The sequence below is a fragment of the Paenibacillus sp. MCAF9 genome (genome assembly GCF_052114265.1).
Classification (GTDB): Bacteria; Bacillota; Bacilli; order Paenibacillales; family Paenibacillaceae; genus Pristimantibacillus.
Map to the genome: position 1 here is coordinate 140,969 of NZ_JBFREL010000009.1, position 22,267 is coordinate 163,235.

21 protein-coding genes are annotated in these 22,267 nt (G+C 45.5%); 9 read left to right on the forward strand and 12 right to left on the reverse strand.

Translation table 11 applies throughout. The features are described 5' to 3' along the window. Positions 1 to 1,650: an RsmB/NOP family class I SAM-dependent RNA methyltransferase gene (locus AB4Z45_RS17095; RefSeq protein WP_441910470.1), complete on the reverse strand. Its 1,650-nt coding sequence runs from the start codon at positions 1,648 to 1,650 to the stop codon at positions 1 to 3. A gap of 245 nt (positions 1,651 to 1,895) precedes the next feature. Between AB4Z45_RS17095 and AB4Z45_RS17100 the strand changes: the two genes are divergently transcribed. The 4 genes from AB4Z45_RS17100 to AB4Z45_RS17115 all read left to right on the forward strand — a co-directional run bounded on the left by AB4Z45_RS17100 (position 1,896) and on the right by AB4Z45_RS17115 (position 3,847). Continuing rightward, positions 1,896 to 2,114: a hypothetical protein gene (locus AB4Z45_RS17100; protein ID WP_441910471.1), complete on the forward strand. Its 219-nt coding sequence runs from the start codon at positions 1,896 to 1,898 to the stop codon at positions 2,112 to 2,114. A 153-nt stretch (positions 2,115 to 2,267) separates the two neighbouring features. After that, positions 2,268 to 2,489 (forward strand): hypothetical protein, encoded by a 222-nt coding sequence (locus AB4Z45_RS17105; RefSeq protein WP_441910472.1) that lies wholly within the window; start codon positions 2,268 to 2,270, stop codon positions 2,487 to 2,489. Between the two features lie 309 nt (positions 2,490 to 2,798). Next, the gene (locus tag AB4Z45_RS17110) at positions 2,799 to 3,314 is read left to right on the forward strand and encodes a thioredoxin family protein (protein WP_076266845.1); all 516 of its coding nucleotides are present in this window, start codon (positions 2,799 to 2,801) and stop codon (positions 3,312 to 3,314) included. Next, entirely contained in the window at positions 3,311 to 3,847 is a 537-nt protein-coding gene (locus tag AB4Z45_RS17115) for a PCYCGC motif-containing (lipo)protein (RefSeq protein ID WP_441910473.1), read from the forward strand. Before AB4Z45_RS17110 ends, AB4Z45_RS17115 begins: the two co-directional genes overlap by 4 nt. Before the next feature lie 121 nt (positions 3,848 to 3,968). Here AB4Z45_RS17115 and AB4Z45_RS17120 read toward each other — a convergent pair whose 3' ends face one another. From AB4Z45_RS17120 to AB4Z45_RS17130, 3 genes are all read right to left on the reverse strand, one after another. Beyond that, entirely contained in the window at positions 3,969 to 7,535 is a 3,567-nt protein-coding gene (locus AB4Z45_RS17120; RefSeq protein ID WP_441910474.1) for a LamG-like jellyroll fold domain-containing protein, read from the reverse strand. Positions 7,536 to 7,817: 282 nt separating this feature from the next. Next, the gene (locus tag AB4Z45_RS17125) at positions 7,818 to 8,621 is read right to left on the reverse strand and encodes a GTP pyrophosphokinase (protein ID WP_076266843.1); all 804 of its coding nucleotides are present in this window, start codon (positions 8,619 to 8,621) and stop codon (positions 7,818 to 7,820) included. A 17-nt stretch (positions 8,622 to 8,638) separates the two neighbouring features. Next, entirely contained in the window at positions 8,639 to 9,736 is a 1,098-nt protein-coding gene (locus AB4Z45_RS17130) for a quinone-dependent dihydroorotate dehydrogenase (RefSeq protein ID WP_441910475.1), read from the reverse strand. A gap of 174 nt (positions 9,737 to 9,910) precedes the next feature. Here AB4Z45_RS17130 and AB4Z45_RS17135 point away from each other — a divergent pair, with 174 nt between their 5' ends. Beyond that, positions 9,911 to 10,051, forward strand: coding sequence for a hypothetical protein (locus AB4Z45_RS17135; RefSeq protein ID WP_441910476.1), 141 nt, complete (start codon positions 9,911 to 9,913; stop codon positions 10,049 to 10,051). Positions 10,052 to 10,056: 5 nt separating this feature from the next. Here AB4Z45_RS17135 and AB4Z45_RS17140 read toward each other — a convergent pair whose 3' ends face one another. From AB4Z45_RS17140 to AB4Z45_RS17150, 3 genes are all read right to left on the reverse strand, one after another. Then, complete coding sequence (locus AB4Z45_RS17140; RefSeq protein ID WP_441910477.1) at positions 10,057 to 11,445, reverse strand: L,D-transpeptidase; 1,389 nt, start codon at positions 11,443 to 11,445, stop codon at positions 10,057 to 10,059. A 159-nt stretch (positions 11,446 to 11,604) separates the two neighbouring features. After that, complete coding sequence (locus tag AB4Z45_RS17145) at positions 11,605 to 11,841, reverse strand: ferredoxin (RefSeq protein ID WP_053376893.1); 237 nt, start codon at positions 11,839 to 11,841, stop codon at positions 11,605 to 11,607. Positions 11,842 to 11,897: 56 nt separating this feature from the next. Further along, positions 11,898 to 13,184 carry a DNA polymerase IV gene (locus tag AB4Z45_RS17150; RefSeq protein ID WP_441910478.1) on the reverse strand — a complete coding sequence of 429 codons (1,287 nt, stop codon included), beginning with the start codon at positions 13,182 to 13,184 and terminating at the stop codon, positions 11,898 to 11,900. A gap of 202 nt (positions 13,185 to 13,386) precedes the next feature. Here AB4Z45_RS17150 and cimA point away from each other — a divergent pair, with 202 nt between their 5' ends. Further along, positions 13,387 to 15,003 (forward strand): citramalate synthase, encoded by a 1,617-nt coding sequence (cimA, locus tag AB4Z45_RS17155; RefSeq protein ID WP_076266839.1) that lies wholly within the window; start codon positions 13,387 to 13,389, stop codon positions 15,001 to 15,003. A 64-nt stretch (positions 15,004 to 15,067) separates the two neighbouring features. Here cimA and AB4Z45_RS17160 read toward each other — a convergent pair whose 3' ends face one another. Beyond that, a complete protein-coding gene (locus AB4Z45_RS17160) occupies positions 15,068 to 15,607 on the reverse strand; it encodes a TlpA family protein disulfide reductase (RefSeq protein WP_441910479.1) in 540 nt (179 codons plus the stop codon). Positions 15,608 to 15,860: 253 nt separating this feature from the next. Here AB4Z45_RS17160 and AB4Z45_RS17165 point away from each other — a divergent pair, with 253 nt between their 5' ends. After that, complete coding sequence (locus AB4Z45_RS17165) at positions 15,861 to 16,316, forward strand: M67 family metallopeptidase (protein WP_441910480.1); 456 nt, start codon at positions 15,861 to 15,863, stop codon at positions 16,314 to 16,316. Here the strand turns inward: AB4Z45_RS17165 and AB4Z45_RS17170 are convergent. The 3 genes from AB4Z45_RS17170 to AB4Z45_RS17180 are packed head-to-tail and all read right to left on the reverse strand — an operon-like array spanning position 16,302 to position 19,523. After that, entirely contained in the window at positions 16,302 to 17,036 is a 735-nt protein-coding gene (locus AB4Z45_RS17170; RefSeq protein WP_076266836.1) for a 3'-5' exonuclease, read from the reverse strand. The genes AB4Z45_RS17165 and AB4Z45_RS17170 overlap by 15 nt on opposite strands. 12 nt (positions 17,037 to 17,048) lie before the next feature. After that, a complete protein-coding gene (locus tag AB4Z45_RS17175; RefSeq protein WP_441910481.1) occupies positions 17,049 to 18,116 on the reverse strand; it encodes a DUF294 nucleotidyltransferase-like domain-containing protein in 1,068 nt (355 codons plus the stop codon). 42 nt (positions 18,117 to 18,158) lie between these two features. Continuing rightward, positions 18,159 to 19,523 (reverse strand): ammonium transporter, encoded by a 1,365-nt coding sequence (locus AB4Z45_RS17180; protein ID WP_339203527.1) that lies wholly within the window; start codon positions 19,521 to 19,523, stop codon positions 18,159 to 18,161. A 607-nt stretch (positions 19,524 to 20,130) separates the two neighbouring features. Between AB4Z45_RS17180 and AB4Z45_RS17185 the strand changes: the two genes are divergently transcribed. Together AB4Z45_RS17185 and AB4Z45_RS17190 are read left to right on the forward strand one after the other, a co-directional pair. Next, the gene (locus AB4Z45_RS17185) at positions 20,131 to 20,556 is read left to right on the forward strand and encodes a MerR family transcriptional regulator (RefSeq protein WP_372238962.1); all 426 of its coding nucleotides are present in this window, start codon (positions 20,131 to 20,133) and stop codon (positions 20,554 to 20,556) included. A 35-nt stretch (positions 20,557 to 20,591) separates the two neighbouring features. Continuing rightward, positions 20,592 to 21,272 carry a zinc metallopeptidase gene (locus AB4Z45_RS17190; protein WP_076266832.1) on the forward strand — a complete coding sequence of 227 codons (681 nt, stop codon included), beginning with the start codon at positions 20,592 to 20,594 and terminating at the stop codon, positions 21,270 to 21,272. Between the two features lie 93 nt (positions 21,273 to 21,365). Here AB4Z45_RS17190 and AB4Z45_RS17195 read toward each other — a convergent pair whose 3' ends face one another. Beyond that, positions 21,366 to 22,262: a LysR family transcriptional regulator gene (locus tag AB4Z45_RS17195; protein ID WP_441910482.1), complete on the reverse strand. Its 897-nt coding sequence runs from the start codon at positions 22,260 to 22,262 to the stop codon at positions 21,366 to 21,368. Between the last annotated feature and the right edge of the window lie 5 nt (positions 22,263 to 22,267).

The following is a 22,267-nucleotide window of genomic DNA, read 5'->3' on the forward strand; positions in this document are numbered from 1 at the left end:
CTACATCCATCTCCATCCTGCAGGCAGTTCATTTTTGATCATTCCAGCGGCATATTTCCCCCAACCTATCGGGAAACCGTCTGTGCAAACTAATATATATCCTTTTGAGGGGGCGCCAGCATGCACCGTTAATTCCGAATCATCAACAAACAAGGTTTCCCCTTTGAGATATCGAATCGTCTGCTCATCAGACGATCTCCAATTAACGGAGCGCACGGCTTCATCTCGCTTTAACCCCATGGCTAGCGGGTGTGACGGTTCAAATCGACCTCGAATAGCTTCACCTACATACCAGCCGGCTCTAACCACGCGCAAGCCATCGAGCGATGGCAGTTCGGCAGGCTGAATATATACGCGAGAACCAAAGGCTACAACACGCCCTGGCCAGCTTCGTGCATTTATCGCAAATTGTTCTGCATACTGGTGCCACAGCTCAATTGGACTTGCTTCTTTAGTAGGGTTCATCGCGGCTCCATCACGACCACTCCCTGCTCCTTTCTTGTTTGCAGGGCGCTCCAATCCAGTGTTGGCAAAGTCATTTCTCGTTTGCCGTTTAGCTGCGCGGCGCTCATCCCTATGATCTTGTTTCTTTTCTTGTCTTTTCCCGCTGCTTGGCACGACTTCGCGTTTTAAGCTTCCGCCAGCAGACTGGACGCTCTGGCGCTTTACAGAAGCAGCGACCCCTTCTTCAATATTGCTTGTCCGCTCCCCGCTGCGTCTAAGGACAGCCGCATAATGACCTTCTCCCTCGATTAAATGCGGCCATAGCCTTACCGTTCCTTGAATGGATTGCAGACGCTCTTCATCAAGCTGCGCCATGCCTTCTGCTAAATCCGCTCTGCCTGCCCTCCAGCCATGCTGAGGATAAATAGCTTCAACAAAAAAATCTTCATGCTCGGCTAAAAACTGAGCTATTTGCTGCTCGTTCTCCTCCGGCGAGAACGTGCATGTCGAATAGACCATTCTCCCTCCAGGTGCCAGCATCGCTGCGGCATGCTGCATAATATCGCGCTGCATTAAGGAGCATTTTTCAATCGAGTGTTTCTCCCATTCTGCAATCATTGAATCATCCTTGCGAAACATGCCCTCGCCGGAGCATGGGGCATCAATGAGAATACGATCGAACCATTGTGGAAAAACAGCGGCAATTGCTGCGGGCTCATCGTTAAGCACGACAGCATTGCGTACGCCGGCAAGCTCTATATTTTTGGCCAAAGCCTTTGTTCTTTCTCTGGCGTTATCATTCGTGACGAGCACTCCGCTTCCTTGCAGCTTCCCTGCAATTTGCGTCGATTTGCCTCCTGGAGCCGCGCATAGATCAAGTACGCGTTGACCAGGCTGAACGTCCAGCAGTTCTACCGGAGCCATCGCACTCGGTTCTTGAATATAATAGAGCCCCGCATGATAGTGCGGATGTTTGCCTGGCCGTTCACCCTCTTTGTAATACAAACCATCCGGTGCCCAAGGTATTTCACGCACCTCTTCGCCCATGTCAGATAGCTTTTTCCATTGTTCGACACCTAGCTTTAATCGATTGATTCGAAGACCATATACTCTCGGTGCATCATACGAAGACATAAAGCTATCAAACTCATCACCAAGCAGCTTTTCCATTTTTTCTGTGAAATTACGCGGCAAATTGCCGTTCATGCTATTTCCTCCTGCCAAATAAATAGCCTCTCAGCATTCGCCGAGGCATTCGTACACAAAGCTTAAGGATCCATTATACAACGCACGGAATAATGAAGCGCCATTAAAATTGTTGAAAAGTTAGACAAGCACCGAAACGCTATTTTGAAGCAGCGAAGCAAAGTTTAGTATTTGAAATTAATGGCGAAGCAAGCCTATTCGAAGGCACATACCATTTCACAATCAAGCAGGGCGATAAAATCATCATGACTGATTTTGGAACTGCTTCTGTAGGCGGACCGGAATGGGGCAAAGTGAATCAGACCATTATCGTTCCGGTGAACAAGTTGTCACTCGACATCCCGCTCCATATCGAGCTATATGAAATTCATCAAGAGAGCGTCGAACAAGTTCGCAAAGTCATCATACCGCTAACGATGTACGCAAGCAGCAAAAAGTCGATAACGAATCATTTCACAACCTGATGATCACTCCTGTATCCGTCAATTATTCCTTAAAGGGCGAGGCGAGACTTTCAGAGGGCACCTATCATTATACCCTAAAACATGGTGAAAAAGTGCTTGCCTCAGGTTTTGGAACAGCCACTATCGGCGCACCTGACTGGGGCAAGGTTCAGTATGAATGTAATCATGTGGGAGAGCATAACTAGAGCACGACTATCACTCATAAGGAGGCCGACCGCCATTTCAAATGAAATTGAACTTGTAAAAAAAGCAATAGCCGGCGATGACGAAAGCTTCTCCAAGTTGATCGCGAGTCCGCAGGATCGGCTATACCGAATCGCCTATATGAAAATATTCGAAAAGCGAAAAAACAGTCTATATCGACAGCGATTATGAGGCTGGTCACGCTCCAGAACGAACCGAAGAACAAATCGATCTGCATCAGGCATTCGTTTAGCGTAAACTATATTGAACAGAGAGAAGCCATGCAAGATCCTCAAGCAATTAACGCCAGATCAGACAACCAGTAATATCCAACATTTTATCCGTATATTTCCTTTCATTCTCTAAATCCGAATGTTGTATGACATTGATGTTCAAGCTCTTACATACCAATACGGATTTGTTATATAATATATTTAAGTAAGGACATGCTGTTCTTTCATAGCTTGTCCACTTAAACCTGTTTCGGAGGTAGTTGCTTACATGAAGAAGAAAAAGAAATTGAAAATGATTTACGTCTATATCGGTATCGTTGTTATTTTATTCGGTCTTATTACCGTTTTAAACAACAGTGGCAAGGTAAACGCCGTATATGACAAGCCCCTCTCCGAGCTGAACCCAGAAACACGCAAGCTGCTTAATGATCCTAACTATCAGAATATCATTTTACCTGCTGAATTAGACAAGAAAGTGGCCGATAAGGAAGATTTCTTCGTTTACCTATTCGCTTCTGATTGTCCGCATTGCCAAAGAACAACGCCACAGCTTATGCCGCTTGTTGATGAGCTCGGAATTGACCTTCCGCAATTCAACTTAAGAGAATTCCCAAGCTATTTCAACAAATATAATGTCGAGTTTACGCCTACACTTGCTTATTTCAAAGATGGCGTTCAAATTGACAAGCTAGAGGGCGGACTTGCTGAAGAAGGAACTACCGGCTATAAACTAGATGATTTTAGAGCGTTTTTCAATAAATATTCGGGGGCTGAAACCAAATGATGAAGCGTCAGCGCCAAACGGCTGAGCAGATTACGGAGGAGCAAAAAAATTCTCGCATTCGCAGCATCATGTATGCTTTGCTGCTCGCATTCGCTTTTATTACTTTGCTCACCGCATGCGGCTTAGCGAACGACGACAAGGCAGGCGCTGAGCATCAACACGGTTCCGAAACATGGCAAACAACAGCATCCTATGACGAGCTGCCTGGTTTTTTAGCGGACTATACGCCACATACGAGCGAGCTTTATAAAGGAGTCCATGCTCACGCCGACATTATGAGCGGTATCACATGTTATTGCGGTTGCTCAGATGGGTTAGCAGTTGAAACCCCCCATGACTCGCTTCTGCGCTGCTATGTTGCCGAACATCCCGCGGACGAGGGCGCTGTCACATGGACCAATCACAGTACCAGCTGCGGCATTTGTAAGAAAGAGATGGAAGAAGTAATCGCCTTAAGCAAGCAAGGCAAGACCAAGGAAGAAATACGTGAAGCCATCGATAAGCTGTACAAACCAAAAAAATCAACAGATTAGTTAACGCTCATCTGCTGTATAAATTGAAGAAGCTGTCCAGCTAGGTCTACTCCGACCTTGCTGGACAGCTTCTTTTTTTCAAACATGTAATGCAGCTAAGGCTTTATTTACTTATTCTTTCTTATTTGCTCCAATCAACGATTAATTTGGCCATTAATACGAGATCGAGAATATCAATGACCTTGTCGTTGTTCAAATCTCCAGATTTAACTGCATTCCAGTTGCTGTCGCCTTCCTTCGCACCATATGATTTTACGAGGATTGCTAAGTCAACGATGCTTACCTTCTCATCATTGTTATAATCGCCAGGGATATTAATAACCTCAAGTGCAAGCGAATCGCCGGCTATCGTTACTTCTTCCACACTGTCGGATAATACTGCTTTTTTCACTGTAATTTGAGTTGGGCCTGCCAAAGCTCCTGCCTTAGCTTGGAATGTGAGCTTCATCCAATCCCCATTCGCATTCGTCTGTGCCTCATTCAAATGGACTGCAATCAATCTTACTTGTCCATCCTTATCCTTCGTTTCTGGGATCAAAAATTTAGTTTCATCCATGGATACTGCTGAAACAAAGGTCAGCTTGGAAGGATCATATTCAATCGTAATGTCCTCTGCCATAACGGAACCGACTACGTTTTCCAGACCGTAAGTAAGCGCAATGGAACCACCCACTGTTACTTTCGTTTCACCTTTTAAGCTGGCTTTTTCCGTCTGCTTGTCCTTCACGGTACCTGTAAAATCAATTTCACTCATGCTCGTAAAGGTGCCTGCTGCATTATAAGTGCTCTTTACAACAAATTTGATATATCTGCCGGAAATCGTTTTGTTAAGCGGTGTAAAGTCTTTATACGTACTGCCTGTCCACGATTTGCCGAAGGTGCCTGTCGCTTTATTGGCTTCATTCGCAAGGAATGCCGCGTCACTTAGATCTGACAAGCGATCAGATGCGTATACCTCAAAGTCTTTCGGAAATTCCAGCGCAGTTTGATTCATTCTGCTTGTTCTTTGAATGCCGCTCAAGCTAGGGCTATTCTTTGAATCAATAATAACCCAGTGAGGGAAATCTGCCGCGGGAGCTTCCCATTTGGAGTGCCAAATAGTCGCCGAATCTCCATCGAGAATATTTGATGCAAATGCATCTTCATTATCCGCATAAGAGCTGAAAGATTCGATTGCAAATGCCGATTTCGATAGGAACTGATAAGTAACAGATTCCTTTGCCGCTTCCAAGGCGAGCATAAGATTCACATAAGCTTCATCGATTTCGTTAACTGGGCTTTCAGGAGTAAGCGCCGATGCACTGCTTAAAGCAGAACGGAGCTCCATCATCTTGGCAGCGGAATAGGTGACGCCAACAACACTTTCACTGGCAGCATCAAAGGCCGAAGCATCAATCTTCAACTTGTTAAGCTGCTCATACGTATAGGCAGGAATGATTTTGTAGGAATCGGATAACGCTTTGATCTCCGTTGCAGTGAGCGTCCGTTTCCAAATTTTCAAATCGTCCATCGTAACATTGGCACCGCCGTTTCCTTTGTTGCCATCTGCGCCAATCATCGTATTAAAAGCGGTGTCTACACTGCTCGTGCCAAGTGCAGTCATCTCTTTAGAGGCCTTCTCCACGCCATCGACATACACTTTGCCAACTTGATTTGCTCTGTCGACGGTGACCGTGAGCAAGTGCCATTCACTTCCTACGCTACCCGCCGAAGTATCCATTCGGTTCGTGCCGTCTGCAATGTTTAACGTCATTGCATTGGACACAGCAGGTCCGATATACCAACCGACGTTTTTGCCGCTGTTCCAGTTTTTATTCGAAATGACCGTCTGATCACCGGATAAATTGCCTGTATGCCAGAACGATACCGTAAAGCTGCCACTGCCAAACTTCAGATCGCTGCGGCTGCCCATATCGATATAATTCGCATTGCCTGCCGGAATGTACGCAGCTTTATTTGATTTGCCCTGCACATACGCAACGCTTCCGCGTGATACAGCTGAACCCTTCACGCCGCTCGCATCATCGTTTAAGTTGTCGTCAAACTTCATATCAACGACTAGGTCCTTCCACATCGTTTCAGGGTCAATCGGCGTAAGCTCAGGCAGCGTACCCTCCGTACGGAATGTATGCTGGATCGCGCTAGACTTGTTCCCGTAGCTGTCAACGGCATAAATGACCGCAGTATAGGTCGTTTGCGGATCAAGTCCTTCCAGTGGAATCGTCATCGCATTCGGGATCGGCGTAAAGAAATAGTCGGAGAACACATTAACCGATTTTGCGGTCGTACCCGTCCTTTTGTTCGTAAGCGTCAGCTCGTAATGATGCATGTTTTGGTCATCCTTCGCTTGATTGAAGCTCAGCTTAGGCGTTCCATCCAGATCCGTCACTTTCAGATCCGTCTCAGCAGGAAATTGCGGTGCTACTTTATTGCGGTTTGCACTCGTATACTTGAAATTGCTTTTAATCTCTTGAATCGTGTTGCCTTTCAGTTCAATAACCCATTTCTCGCCAGCAATTGTACCGACGCTGCTGAATGGGGGAACCGGCGTCCAATCATCCATTATATCTGCCGGATCTGCATTAAAAGCAATTCTATCCACTTCAATCCGATCCGCATACACTTCAATAAAATCAGCCTGAGATACCGGAAATTCAAAGCGGCTGACCAGCCCTGCATTCGTTACAGCAGAGTAGCCATGCTCTGCTTCAATGTACGACATCGAGCCTAGATTCAGAGCCGTATAATCCTTCTGGAAAATAGAGCGTTCATCGCTGTTGGTCAGATGGGAGTGCCCCGACAACGTAATAACCTGCGGGTAGCCCGCCAGATCACTGTTAAGATTCGGATTGGACGCCTGCTGTCCGTCCATTACCGTCCCTGTGATCGGCTGATGGATGCCTACAAAGATCGGCTTATTTTTGTTTAACGGATCAGCTGTAATTTCAGCTAGTCTGCCCTTAAGCCAATTGCGCTGGCTTGTATCCGAGTTGTAGTTGTTTCCGTTCAAGAAGAAAAAATAATAGCCGCCGATTTGAGTTTCATAATAGCCATTAGCCTGTGATGTGAACCAATCCGCAGGATAATGCTCATTCACTTTTGCAACTGTCGCGTCATGATTTCCCATTGCAACATGCATCTTTGTATTGGTCATATTTTTTCTAGCTAGATTCGCTTGGAAAATTTCCCTTACCATTTGATGATCGTTCGGTTTGTCTCCCCCGTTATCGTTGATCATATCACCTACAACTAGGATGGCATCAGGATTTGGAAAGATCGATGCGATCGTATCGAAATAGCTTTCATATCTTGGATCACCTGTCGTGCGCGAGCCTACATGAACGTCTGACATCGCTACAAATTGCAGCAGCGGCTTTTCACTTGTTTTAATCATGTAGCCAAACGTTACTGCCTTGCTCGCCACGCCATCCTTTATCGCAATCGCGCTAAGGTTTGTGGTTTTGGCAATCGTGATCGGATTATTGTCAGCTTTTTTGCTTTTCTCATTAGGCAGCGTTCCGTCAAGTGTATAATAAATGCTAGCATCACTTGTTTTAGAGCTTAATACAACCGCTATTGCAGCCTCGTAACGCCCTCCAGCAACAGATGCTTCAGGTGCTTGTACCGCACCATCGGCAGCGCTTGCTGATCGAATGAACCCTTGTGCATTGGAACATAAAACAGCCATAACTATGAAAACCGCTAAACTTCTCCTCCACCTATAAAACAACTCAATCACTCCTTTTATTTTCTTGTTTCATGTGCATTATATATGTTTTGATTGGTTGTATTGTTAAACAGAAGTCATTTTAACGTTTGTTTATTGTAAATGATGGAATGGGCGCAACCTCCCTTAGACAACAAAAAAAGACGACTTCTCACTCTATAATGGAGTGAAAGTCGTCTTCAATGTTCATTTTGCCTAACTATCTTAAATCCAATTCAAATTGGTTTTGCGCCTGCTTTTATACTAGCTTTGGTTTGCTTTCTTAGCTTTCCCAATGGCTGTTTGAATATCAAGCGAAAGCTGATTAAGCTCATGATAGTCCTCTTTTTCAAATTTCTCATTAAATTTCATTTGAAATTGAGCAGCTTCACGAACCCGATTATAAAAATACAAATCTTGAATGCCTTTAAGCACCTTCGAGACCACGTTGGACTGCTCCTCGAATTCGGTCTGCGCATCCAAAATTTCTTTGCGTATGCTGGTCATTTCTGTATCCAGCTGCGATGCGGCTTCAGCCGCTTTTTTCAACCGCTCACGCACATCTTCAGGCAAGCTTTCTTTAAACTTGTAGTTTAATGAATGCTCGATTGTCGCCCAAAAATTCATCGCTAACGTCCGTATTTGAATTTCAGCCAACACGATTTTGTATCCTAGTGCTGTTTGAACTGGATATTCTACAATCATATGGTAGCTTCGATAGCCGCTGTCTTTGAAATTCGTAATATAATCCTTCTCATATACAAGGGAAAGATCTTTACGCGTGCGAATCAAGCCAGCTACGCGGTGAATATCATCCACAAACTGGCACATAATGCGAATACCTGCAATGTCCTCTATACCCGTATCCAATTGATCCGAGGGGACTTTGAGACGCTTGGCCTTTTCCAGAATACTAGAAATTCGCTTAACCCGGCCGGTGACGAATTCTATCGGCGCGTAAGCTTCTCGTATCTTCAGTTCGACCCGCATCGTTTTAAATTTCACTTTAAGTTCTTCAACCGCTTGTTCATAAGGCTGTAAAAAAAGATTCCAGTCTCTACCGTCCATCCGGCCGCCTCCTGTTCTTAAACGTGATCTGCACCAACTGCTTCGGCAATATTGCGGTAGCCATCTTTGCGTAAACATTCCTTCAATCCACTCGTTAGCTCTCGCAGCACTCCAGGCCCTTTGTAAATAAGCGCCGTGTAGATTTCTACAAGTGAAGCTCCCGCGCGGATTTTATCGTATGCGTCTTGTGCTGTAAAAATGCCGCCCGAGCCAATAATGGGCAGCTTGCCCCCGGTTTGGCGATATACCGCCCGTATGACCTCCGTTGAACGATCTCGCAGCGGCTTGCCGCTGAGCCCGCCCGCTTCGCCAGCATTCGAATGCTGAAGGCCTTGGCGCGATAATGTTGTGTTTGTTGCAATTATACCTGAAACTCCGCTTTCCATAATAGTCGCAACGGTAAGCTCCAGCTGTTCATCTGTCATGTCAGGCGCAATTTTGACGAGAACAGGTTTTGCTTTTGCTCCTGTTTTCGCCGCTTGCGTGTTTATTTCCTTTTTTACAGCGGCAAGCAAATTTTTCAGTTCTTCACCATGCTGCAAATCACGCAGATCCGGGGTGTTGGGAGAGCTGATATTGACGACAAAAAAGTCGCCGTATGTATACAATTCGCGTATGCAGGTCTGATAGTCCTCATGAGCAAGTTCATTTGGCGTTATTTTGTTTTTGCCAATGTTAACCGCTATCGGGATTCTATTTATTTTGCGTCGTGACAGCTTCTCTGCCATTGCCGCAGTGCCATCATTGTTAAAGCCCATCCGATTAATAAGCGCTTCGTCTGATGGGAGGCGGAACAATCGCGGCTGCTCATTGCCGGCTTGTCCTTTTGGCGTTACCGTTCCAACCTCAGCAAAACCAAAACCTATGCTTGAGAAACCGTCCGCAGCTTTGCCGTTCTTATCAAGTCCAGCAGCAAGTCCAACAGGGTGCGGGAATTGCAGTCCGAATAGTTCTGTAGCAAGCTCAGGCGACTTTGCTACGCCATACATCGCATTCATCAGACCATTCAGCCCTGGAACTACACCGCCGGCAGCTAAGCCGTCAATCACAAGATGATGGGCCCTCTCAGGATCCATTCGAAAAAAAATAGGTTTTAAAATTGAAGAATAAATCAACTTACTCACTCCGATCTTAGATGTATGCTCTATCTGACAGTTTATCTTTTTTGCGGCAAAAAGAAAAGAGCCTGCACGCAAGGTGCAAGCTTCCATTGTATTGCGGCTTGTCTAGAAAACGATTACAATGAAATCATATTATTTATTACTATGAAATAGAGAGGTTGATTGTCGATGAGTTCACCAAAAAGAAGACCGGCTACAATAAAAGCGAAACCGAAGGATGAAGTAAACAAAAAAGCGCTTATATGGATTGGTTCAATCGTCGGCGTAGTCGTTGTAGCTGTCGCGCTGCTTCTTATTTTCACTTCGTAAGCGGTCTACGTCAACCATTTATAGATTTTCAAGGGATTGGTTTCGTTTTGGAGCGGCTCCAGCTGAAAGCGTTCTGCTGGCTGCTGCACCTTAGACGGAAGCGTCCCATTTTTTATTTTGACAACCGTTCCTAGCGGCACCATATCAAACAACTCCTCCACATCAGCTTTGCCCATCCGGATACAGCCAAGTGATTCGTCCTTGCCAATACTGCCGGGTTCATCCGTTCCATGAATCGCGTACAGCGTATTCGATAATGTCATTCCTCGGCTTCCGAAGTTTCCATCGTCACGCCCATTCGGATTTCTAACCTTTTCACTAATGTAGAAGCTTCCCTCAGGCGTTGCATCGCCTCCGAGGCCCACCTTATAGCTGCGCACAATAATGTCACCTTGGATGACAGCAAGTCGATAACTTGCTTTATCCACTACGACCTCCAGCGGCTGGCTCCACTGTTTATCCAAAATTCCATTTGTGCCTACGATCGGACTCGTTCTTTTATCGCTTTCCTCTTGCTGCTGATTTCCTGCTGCTTGCTCTTGGATTGAACGGTTTTTTTGTGCCTGCGCGACTTTCAGCTTTCGCAATACAGCCGGAAACATAGAGCGCATACCGCTGCGTTCCCCGGAAAGAACATTGTTCGGATAAGATTGAATGAGATCATCCAGCTGCTCCGGCCACTTTTTATATTTTTTCTCATATTGATAGATGCCGCTTGCAAGCGTCCAGTGCGTCTCTTGCTGCCTGCTCCATTCCTTATATTGTGCTGCTGCCGAGCTCGCCTCGGAAGGCTCACACTCGCAGGTAAGGCGGTCATACATCGTTACATCCAGCTTACTGCTTCCGTTTTCCTTTTCTACAGACATGAGCAGTCTAGTGTTCCCTGTCCATTTCCGCCAGCCCTCATCTTCCTCAAGGCGAGCTGCAATGGTATGAAGAGGTGCTTGCTTGCCGGCTGCAATGAGGCTGTTCCATGCGCTGCCGACTGGATTTCGTTCTTTACGCGGTATAAACACAACGCCAATTGGGTTCACTTCAACTAAGGCTATAGGCTCGGGCTGCTCTGGCCTTTCCTTGAATACGGAAGTGCTAGCTGGAGCAAACACTGCAACGAGCAGGAACAATAGAGCTAATGCTCCTAATTTGCGAGCTCGCCTTTTTTTCTTTTGCTGCAAATCCCAATCTTTAAGCAACTGCAATTGATTTTCCGATAACGGATGACTTTCATGCTCGAAGGCATCGTATACTTCACCAGCTTGCAGGAAGCAATAATTCGCTTTGCCCTCCTTGCCGGCGAGCTTGTATTGCTTGCCTAACAAATACCAACCCATTTGGTTATCAGGGTGCTGCTTTACAAATTGCTTCAAATAAAAAATATCTTCCGGAGAGTCCATCCCCCATCCTCCCGACATGTGGTATATATCCTCTATATCGGCAGGCAAGGAGTTTGATTGTAATCCCGAGTCCATTTCTGTTATTGCTCCATATACAAAAAAAGCTCCTCACCGCTGCATAGCAAAGCGGAGAGGAACTTTTTTATCATCACTCAAAAATTAGTAATTAAAAGGAACGTCTGCAATTTTGATTGAATCTGTCGGACAGCCGTCAGCTGCATCCTGCAAATCATCGAACAAATCTTCAGGAATTTCAGTGTTGCCTGTATTGCCGTCAGCTTTATAAATAACTTCTGCAAGACCTTCGTCATCATAATCATAAATGTCAGGAGCAGTTGCTCCGCAAGCTCCACAAGCGATGCACGTATCTTTTTCAACCCAAGTAAACTTACCCATGGAAATCCCCTCCCAAATAAATAAACGGAATAATCTCGTCTCTGTACAGTCAAGCTTCATTCATCAATATATAACAAACTATCGTCCTTTTGCAAGGATGTACCGCGAATTCGTTTATTCCTAATTAAGGTTGAAGGATCATCACCAAGCATTCCTGCAGTCAAAACAGCATCCTCTCCATACTTGTCGCGGAGCTGATCCATCGCTTTAGTCAACGCTTCTTTTCTCGGCTGCTTCTCGTAGCTGAACAAATCAAGCTGCAATGCAGTTTCCGCAAGCAAAGTGAGGTTCTGGAGCGTTATGCCAAGCAGCCGAATCGGCTCGCCTTCCTTCCAATGCCGGTCATATAGCTTGCACGCCTCCCTATAGAAATCTTCACTCGATTCCGTAGGAGCTGCAAGGGTGTGGGAGCGGGCAATCGTCGTCATATCCGGCTTGCGAATTGTGATTTGAACCGTGGTTGCGACCATCTTCTGCCTTCGCAGCCTGCGACCTGTCTGATCCGCCAAATTAAGCAGCACCCGGAAAACGTCGTCCCGCGATGTAATATCGCTTGGAAGCGTGGTCGTATGACCGATCGATTTGTTCCGTTCCCGATTTGGGTTAACTTCAGAATAATCAAGTCCATGGGCAGCTGATTTCATCCAAGAGCCAACTACGCCAAAATGCTTATTCAGCATCGTTTCATCCGATGCCGCCAACTGGCCAATCGTCCGAATATTCAGCTTGCTGAGCTTATCAGCTGTTTTTTTGCCAATGCCAAACAAATGATCGCATGGCTTATCCCAAAGCACCTTTTGCACATCACGAATCCGCAGCACAGTCAGCCCGTTTGGTTTTTTCATGTCGGATGCCATCTTTGCAAGCAGCTTATTTGGAGCTAAACCAATTGAACAAGGAAGAGACCACTCGGACTTAATCCGCTGCTGCAGCGAAGCCGCAATATCAAGCGGCGAGCCGAACATTTTCGAACCGGTAATGTCCATATAACATTCGTCAATCGATACAGACTCAACGAGCGGCGTATATTGTCTAGCGATTGCCATAAAGCCATGTGAATATTTGCGGTATAACGAAAAGTCCGGTTTGATTAATATAAGCTCAGGACAAAGTGTTAGTGCCTGTCTGACTGTCATTCCCGTCTTTATCCCTCTGCTCCGTGCTGCATAAGAACAAGTGACGAGGATACCCTTTCGCTGCTCAACGCTGCCGGACACCGCAGTTGGTTTGTCCTTATATTTCTCCGGCTCCTCAGCCTCATGTACGGAACAATAAAAAGCATTCATATCTAAATGAATGATCACTCGGCCCTTAGCCGGATAGAACTCATTCGTATTTGTCATAATCGCGCAACACACCGCCTAACCTAAGCCATAAGCCTACATAAGCTTATCCACCCAAGCATACAATTCCAATAGGGTCAAGTCAACGAAGCACGCGCGAGCTGACAAAAATTCCTTTTGCCCCCTCTACTTTCAAGGCGACAAGTGTTATAATACTAAATTATGATTTGAAAAGGCATTCAGTGAAGGAGGCGTCCCGTTAATGACAAAAAACATATCTATATTCGATACGACGCTGCGTGACGGTACTCAAGGTGAAGGGATCAGCCTGTCGGCAGATGACAAATTAAAAATTGCCCAGAAGCTCGACACGTTGGGCGTTCATTATATTGAAGGCGGAAATCCTGGAAGCAACAGTAAGGATATTGAGTTTTTTCAGCGGATCAAAGCTTTCAATTTAAGCGCCAAAATTACTGCCTTCGGCAGCACTCGTCGCAAAAACAGTTTGGCAGAGCAGGATGCCAGCCTTGTTCGCATCGTGGAGTCCGGTGTTCCGGCCGCTACGCTTGTAGGCAAGTCATGGGATTTCCATGTACATACAGCCCTGCAAACGACTTTAGAAGAAAATATGTCGATGATTTTTGATTCCATTGCTTTTCTAAAGCAAAATCAAATGGAAGCCTTGTTCGATGCCGAGCATTTTTTCGATGGCTACAAGAACAATCCGGAGTATGCCATTGCTGTTTTGAAGAAAGCACAGGAGGCTGGCGCCAACTGGCTCGTCCTATGCGATACGAACGGCGGCACTTTGCCTAGTGAAATCCATGAAATCGTTTCGCGCGTGAAGCAGGAGCTAACGGCTCCTATCGGCATTCATACACATAATGACTGTGAGCTGGCTGTCGCAAACTCTTTAGCAGCAATCGAAGCTGGAGCTCGTCAAGTACAAGGCACGATTAACGGCTACGGCGAGCGCTGCGGGAACGCGAACCTATGCTCCATCATCCCTAACTTGCAAATCAAAATGAATTATGACGTTTTGCCAGAGGATAAGCTTCGCACATTGACGAGTACTGCTCGATATATCAGTGAAATTGCGAATGTCCACATGCCTGTTGGTCAAGCTTATGTCGGCAATGCCGCATTCGCTCACAAAGGCGGCATTCATGTCTCCGCCATTATGAAGGATTCCAAAACCTATGAGCATATTCAACCAGAGCTTGTTGGCAACAAGCAGCGTATTCTAGTCTCTGAGCTCGCAGGACAAAGCAATATCATATCCAAGGCAAAAGAGCTTGGACTTGATGTCAACGCAAATAATGAGAAAACAAAGCTCATTATGGATCAAATTAAAGAGCTCGAGCATCAAGGCTATCAATTTGAAGGCGCCGACGCTTCTATGGAGCTGCTGCTTCGTGAAGCATTCGGCAGCGAAGTAAAAGAATTGTTCAAGGTTGAATCCTTCAAAATGCTCGTTGAAAAAACAAACGGCCAAATGATTTCAGAAGCGATTGTAAAAATCAACGTTGGCGGCCAGCAAGTTTATATGGCTGCTGAAGGCAATGGACCTGTCAACGCCCTCGATAACGCCCTGCGCAAGGCGCTGGTGCAGTTTTATCCGGAAATCGTTGATATCCATCTATCGGATTATAAAGTCCGTGTAATCGACGAGAAGGACGCTACAGCAGCTAAGGTGCGTGTTCTTATCGAGTCGACAGGACTAAACAATACGTGGAGCACCGTTGGCGTATCAAACAACGTTATCGAAGCAAGCTGGGAAGCTCTCGTAGACAGTATTCGTTATGCCCTGCTTAACATGGTAAAGGTTGACAGCACGCTAGTTGATCCTCACGATCGCATGGGTCTCGTCAATCATTAGAACAACAAAAAGAGTCGAACAGGCTGTTCACGCCTGCTCGACTCTTTTTTGTTGTTGCTGCCGACTACATCCATTTCTCAATCATGCGTTCCCACTCCGCATAAGGAATGACGCCATTGATCCGCTCTCTAATGACGCCCTCACTGTCAATAAGGAACGTTGTTGGAAACGTATCTACCTTATACTGCTTCGTCACATCGCCCACCCGATCCATTAAGATTGGAAACGTGAACTCATATTCTTTGACAAAGTCTCTAGCTGCCCGTTCTTTATCAAATTTCGTAGCATTAACGCCAACGAGTGAAATTTTTTCCCCGTATTGCTCATGCAGCCGCTGCAGATCCGGCGCTTCCAGCTCACAAGGACCACACCAAGATGCCCAGAAATTAACGAAGGTCAGTTTATCCTGTTTGCCCCCTATTTCATAGGACTTCTCATCAAGATCAGGGAGTTTGAAGATTGTCGCTTGAAATCCCGCTTTCGGCTTAAAATCGACGGAGGTGGCTGCTAACGCTGCTGAATCCGAGTCATCATTTTTATATTGAAATACAGCTAATCCTGCAAACAGCAACGCAATCGTAAATAGTGCTGCGACACGCTTCATGAGGTTCCATCCTTTTTTTCACATTTTCAAATGCCTATATCGCTTCATGGTATCATGCACCGTATAGAAGCTCAATACACAGGACAAATTAGCCATCAAAACGTCATTTTTAAAGAAATGGTTCTTATCTATTCTCTGACGACTATTATGGGTAAGTTGAGTATTATTCATACCCATCATTATTGAAGTTAGCGTACTTAAGCCTATTTCGTTATACTTAATTCATTCGCATTATAAAAAAGGAGGCATTGTGTTGGAATCACAGCAAACGCGTGGATGCATAACCAAATCGGCATACGAGCGGCTTATTCAAATATGTGCGGATGCTCAACCTTTAGAGGCATGCGGCATTATGGCAAGCAGCCAATCCTTACATTCCATTGCCACTGATCAAAATGAAGCCATTATAGATATCGTTATCCCCATAACTAATAATCATAACGATCCCATGCATTCGTTCTCGTTTGACCCGACCGAGTGGACCGCAGCTTATTATGACATGCAAAAAAACCGACAAACGCTTGTCGGCTTATTTCATTCGCATCCGCATACAAAGGCTATTCCGTCTTCTAGCGACACTGACGGTTTCCTGCCCGCTTCGGAGCTTTCCTATTGGATTGTTTCACTCGAGAACTTGAAATCGCCTGACGTTAAGCCCTATCGCCGCTCAGAAGGTTCATTTATTCCACTGCAGCTAGTGCTTGCTTAAGTAGGCATACAGATCGCCGAGCGTCGTAATATTTCGTTCCAAAATGCGCGTCAAATAGTTCCGCCACAGCTTTGCTGTCATGATTGAATCCTGCAAAGCATGATGCCGCTCTGTAATTGGAATACAGCAGCTCTCAAGCAAATCATCGAGACTGTATCCTTCCAGATTGGGCTCGAGCCATTTGGCAACCATCATCATGTCCAGCACTCTGTGGTTCAAATTAATCTTTGACGTCCTCCACAATGCCGCGTTCAGAAATTGCTTATCGTGGCCGGAAGCATGAGCGATAAGCAGCCTTCTGCCGACAAACTCCATAAAATCATGAAGCACCTGCATCAAATCAGGCGCATCCTGTACCATTTCATTCGTAATGCCGGTCAGTTCGACTATCGCTTTCGGAATTCTTCGTTTAGGATTCACGAGACTATAAAAGGTTTCACTTTCAACAAGCTCGCCATCTCGAAACAATACAGCGCCAAATGAAATAATTTCATCCCCATTATTCGGATAAAAGCCTGTAGTCTCTAGATCAAAAACAATGACCTCCAGCTCTCGAAGGGGCATATCGAACATCGACTGCTTGCGCTGCTCTTTATTGACATTCCGAATAAACGCCATTTGCTGCGCATTTTGCGAGCCTAGCATAGAAGCGATGGCAGGCGTAAATCCTCCCATTTTGTATAGGTTCCACATGCGACCGACGCCTTTTTGTTCCTTCATTTCTCCACCGCCTTACGTAAACCTGCCCATTGTTTGCTTAAAAACCGTTCGTTGCAGCCTCTTGCCAAGACGCAGTCCGCTCTTAAGCTCATCCGTCATTTCCTTCGTAAGCTTATGGCTCGACAGCTTTCCATTGTTGGCATATAAGCCATCTGCATTTTTCTCAGTCGTCATTAGACGGAGCCGGAGAAAAATCCGAAAAGCTTGATCATAAATAGCCCCGTCAGCTGATGACATCTTCCCTGCCTTTACAAGCATTCTAATTCTTTCAAGCGTAGAGGTTTCACGGATGCCTTCTTGTATGGATAATAGCCGAATCGAATTAACCATAGGAATATAGGCGCCATATTTAATATCCAAGCTGCCCGCTTCCTCGCCATACTGCTCCTTCAGCAATTGGCCAAAAAAGCCTAGCAGCACCTTATGCCGTAGCGTATTATCCAGCATCCGCTGCAGGATGATCTGGTGGTTAAGCATATCAATAAAAAACAATTCTTTAAGCTGTTCAACGAGCTTATAATCACCATAAATACAGCGGCCATCAGCGATAATAAGCAAATAACGCACTGCCTCCCAAGCAGGCTCCTCAAACCAAGCACCCAGTTTAACGCTCCACTCCGAAATGGACAAACACCAATCCGAGTTGCTGCTTAGCACATTGCCCTCACAAGGCGGGTAACCTACACTTTGGAGATTGTTTACAATGAGCGCACTTAAATTCAAAAAATAGTTCTTAACTTCTGTTGAATCAGCCACTGGATCTTGATAGACAACTCCGCTGTCTTGATCGCTTGACAAAGTTTGCTCTTGCCGACCGCCGCTGCCGAACAATACATATGCGTAAGGCACGGGGGGAGAACCATTCCCCCTCCGTGCCATTTCCGCTTCTGCGAGGATAATCGAGCGCTGAATCACCGCGTCGTGCACCTCATTTAATTGTTCATTAAATTGTTCGACTGGACGCGTTGGGAGAAGAGCCTCCATATGCTCGTGAACCTGATCCCGCAAGTTTCGCAGCCTATCCACATGATCAGCTGAACCAATCTGCTTAAGCAGCTGCAATCGCACCGGATCACTCATGCGACGCTCTCTCCTTTCGGTCAGTCCATCGCGTACCTTCTATTAGCCTTGAATGTTTTGACCAGCTTTTTTCATTTGCTCAGGATAACCATAAGCTCCATGCTCACTCAGGTCAAGACCGATAATTTCTTGCTCCTCTGTTACGCGGAAGCCCATCACGAGCTTCATAATACCTAGGATAAGGAATGATGCAGCGAGTACGAATGCGCCAACGACTACTACCGATTCGAATTGTACCCAAAGTTGCTTCCAGCTGCCTGTGTCGATCAAGCCGCCTGTACCAACTCCCACTTTATCAGCAAGTTCTTGTGTTGCAAAGATACCGTTGGCAAGCGTACCCCACACACCAGCCGCACCGTGTACAGATAATGCATAGATAGGATCATCTACTTTAACTTTCTCGAAAAATTTCACACTGTAGAACACGAGCACGCCAGCTACTAAACCGATGACGACTGCCGCCCAAGGAGCCACGTAAGCACAAGAAGCTGTAATTGCAACTAGACCTGCTAGCGTACCATTCAGCATAGCCGTAATGTCAGCTTTGCCTGTTACTGCCCAAGAGATAAGAAGTGCTGCCACGCCGCCTGCGCCTGCTCCAAGCATCGTGTTGAATGCTACATATCCAAAAAATCCATCGCCAATCGCTACCGTGCTGCCTGCGTTGAACCCAAACCAGCCCACCCATAGAAGCAATACAGAAAGTGCTGTGAATACTTGGTTATGTCCCAAAATCTCATTCGCAGAGCCGTCTTTGTTAAATTTACCAATACGAGGTTTAAGTAATACAGTCGCTGCAAATGCTGCAAGCGCACCCGTTAAGTGAACAACTGTGGAGCCTGCAAAATCTTGCGCTCCATCTTCAGCGAGCCAACCGCCGCCCCAGATCCAGTGAGCTACTACAGGATAGATTATCGCAATAAAGAATACAGTAAATACGATATAAGCTGAAAGTTTAGCTCTTTCTGCAAAACCGCCCCATGCTATGGAAAGCGAAACCGCTGCAAATGCTAATTGGAACAAGAAGAATACAGTACTTGGATAGCTCTCGCCTTCACCAGCTGCTAGTGATGGATCGAAGAAGAAATTGCCCCAGCCGATCAATGCGTTAATTCCGCTATCCCCGCCAAATGCGATGCCATAGCCGAAAGCCCAATAAATAAGTGCTGCCAAACCCGTTGTGAAAATCGTTTTGCCAGCAACGTGACCAGCATTTTTCATCCGTGTTGAGCCTGTTTCAAGAAGAATAAAACCGCCTTGCATGAGAAGAACAAGAATGAATGAGAGCATAACCCATAGAGAGTTGAGACCCATGTTCAACGTTGCTGCGGAAGGATCCTCTGCAAACGCCATTACCGGGAACAATAAGGTGAAGATTCCTAAAGCTAACATCGTTTTCTTAATCACTACGACCACTCCCTAAATGTTATATTTCCTTACACGTTAAGAAAGACTTAATGTCATTATAGTCAGTAGTGCTCAATTTGACAATACGTTTTAACTATTTTTATAAAAAAAATCAAACATTCGGCATATAATCTAACACGAACGTTAAGAAATGAGGCAAATCAACGCCAAAATCGTCAGCTGAAACTCCTTATTCTTCGCATTTTCACTCTATATAGGTATTGGTTCCTACTTTTTCTAGTTAAAAACGCAAATCACTATGACTCACACCCGTTTCATGTCACCTAAATTACGTTATATAGAAGAAACACATGAAAACGCCCTGTCGAAATTGAAAATTGACACTAAAATTGTATAGTCATGTAACACGTTTGACTGTATGGTTACTTTCCTATTATCATTAGAGGAACAATAGTTATACGTTTTCCCATAAGATGGTGATTGTGAATTTCACCTCAATAGGTAATGATGTTCTTTTAGACATGACGAGCTAAAACAACAAACCTGTTCTTTGTCGACACATCATCTCAGAATGAGATGAAACATAAGCTTAGTACGCAAGCGGGATCTAGTTTACTTATATTTTGAACGAATGGAGGATTTGAAAATGTATCGTATCGGAGAACTATCCAAGCTTGCGCAAATCAGTGCACGAACCATTGATTATTACACTTCAATCGGTCTAATAGAGCCTGCAGAGCGTTCCGCCAAAAACTATCGCCTCTATTCTGATGAAACTTTGCAGCGTCTGGAACGTATTGAACAGATGAAAAAAGATAAATATACATTAGATGAGATTAAGGCCACAATTGAAAGCTGGAGCAAGATTACACCTGAGGAGCAGGTCTCACGTAAGCTTACGGACTTGCAGTACCATCTAAGCCAGCTCGAGCGTGAAGTGAAGGAGTTAGAGCCTGTTATTAAGAAGCTCAAGCCTCGTCAAGCCAATCACCTCTACACTCGTCTTATGCCGCAAACCGCAGCTTGCATAGAGGCACTTATGCTTCTCATTAACAAAAGCTCCCTCATGTAGCTATACATTTCATCAAAAATTGGAGGAATGACTCAATGGCGTTTATCTATGTTTTAATCGTACTTGCATTTATACTAACAATTTGGGCTCAATTCCGAGTCAAAGGAACGTTTAAAAAATGGACGCAAGTTCAAGCGAACAGCGGTTTGACCGGTTACCAGGCAGCACGAAGAATGCTTGATTCTAACGGACTTCATGATGTACCGATCGAGCCAGTACGCGGTACACTGACCGATCACTACGATCCTATTCACCGAGTTGTACGTTTGTCGGAGCCTGTGTATTATGAAAATTCAATTTCAGCGATTTCAGTCGCTTGTCACGAAGTCGGCCATGCCATTCAGCATGCGGAGCATTACCCAATGCTCGTGCTCAGACATCGTATATTCCCAGTCGTGAACTTTGCATCCGGCGTAGCACCATTTTTATTTATTGCCGGTATTCTATTCTCTGCACTCAATCTAATTGGGCTTGGCATCATATTTTTCTCAGTAGCAGTTGCCTTTCAGGTCATTACACTTCCGGTTGAATTTAATGCAAGCAACCGAGCTAGAGACATTATGGTTGCTGAAGGGTTCATAACGAATGATGAGGAACGCGGAGTTGCAAAGGTGCTTAACGCAGCGGCTTTAACGTATGTAGCAGCGGCTCTCTTGTCCTTGCTGGAGCTTGTCAGATATATCTTAATCTTCGTAGGCGGCAGCCGTCAGGAATAAACTTACGTGTCTTATAGCTAAACAAAAGAGGAGCAGCTCCCCTTCGGTCTTCATCGACCGACAGGAACTGCTCCTCTTTTTTTGTTCTTTTATCTATTTTATCGTGTTCTGGAAATAACGAAGCAGAAAACCGTGAAACACTTTCGCAACTAAAGGCAATTTCTCATTTGAACGCTGGATAAGTCCGATTGTACGAGTCACCTGAGGTTCGATTACCCTTACTTTAGTCGGCTGCAATGGCCCTGTATAGTGAAGCGCCATCTCAGGAAGAAGGCTTACGCCCATCCCAGCGGCTACCAAACCGCGTATCGTATCCGTCTCTTCCCCTTCAAAACCGATTTTCGGCGTAAAGCCTGCCTCTTGGCAAGCTCCCCAAACGATCGGCCTAAGCGAATACCCTTCGCTAAACAACACGAACGTCTCATGCTCCAGCTCTTTCAGTGCAATCGATGCTTTGTCTGATAAGCGATGCCCCGGCGGCAATATCGCATATAGCTCCTCTGTCAGCAATACTTCGCCGCAAACGAATTCATGTTCATCAGGGAAAGGAGATATAAACGCCAAGTCAATCTCGCCTTTCACCATGTCACGAATAAGCGATGGATACATCCCCTGCTTAAATTTAAATTTCACATTCGGATGGAGCTTGCGAAAAGCTGCCACAACCTGTGGAATTAATGAGATCCCAAGACTATGCGGGAAGCCCAGTCTAATTTCACCCTTCTCGGGGTCCAGAAATTCATGTATTTCAATGACAGCACGTTCCAGATCAGCCAATATCACTTCAGCACGCTTTAGGAAAAGCTGACCGACTGGTGTGAGCTGCAAATTTCTACCTTTTTGAACGAACAGTTTTACGCCAAGCTCTTCTTCAAGCTGATGAATCTGCCGGCTTACTGCAGATTGCGCCACATGCAGCTCTTCCGCCGCTTGCGTTACATGCTCTTTTTTCGCTACTTTTACAAAATAATGAAGCTGACGAAGTTCCATACCGG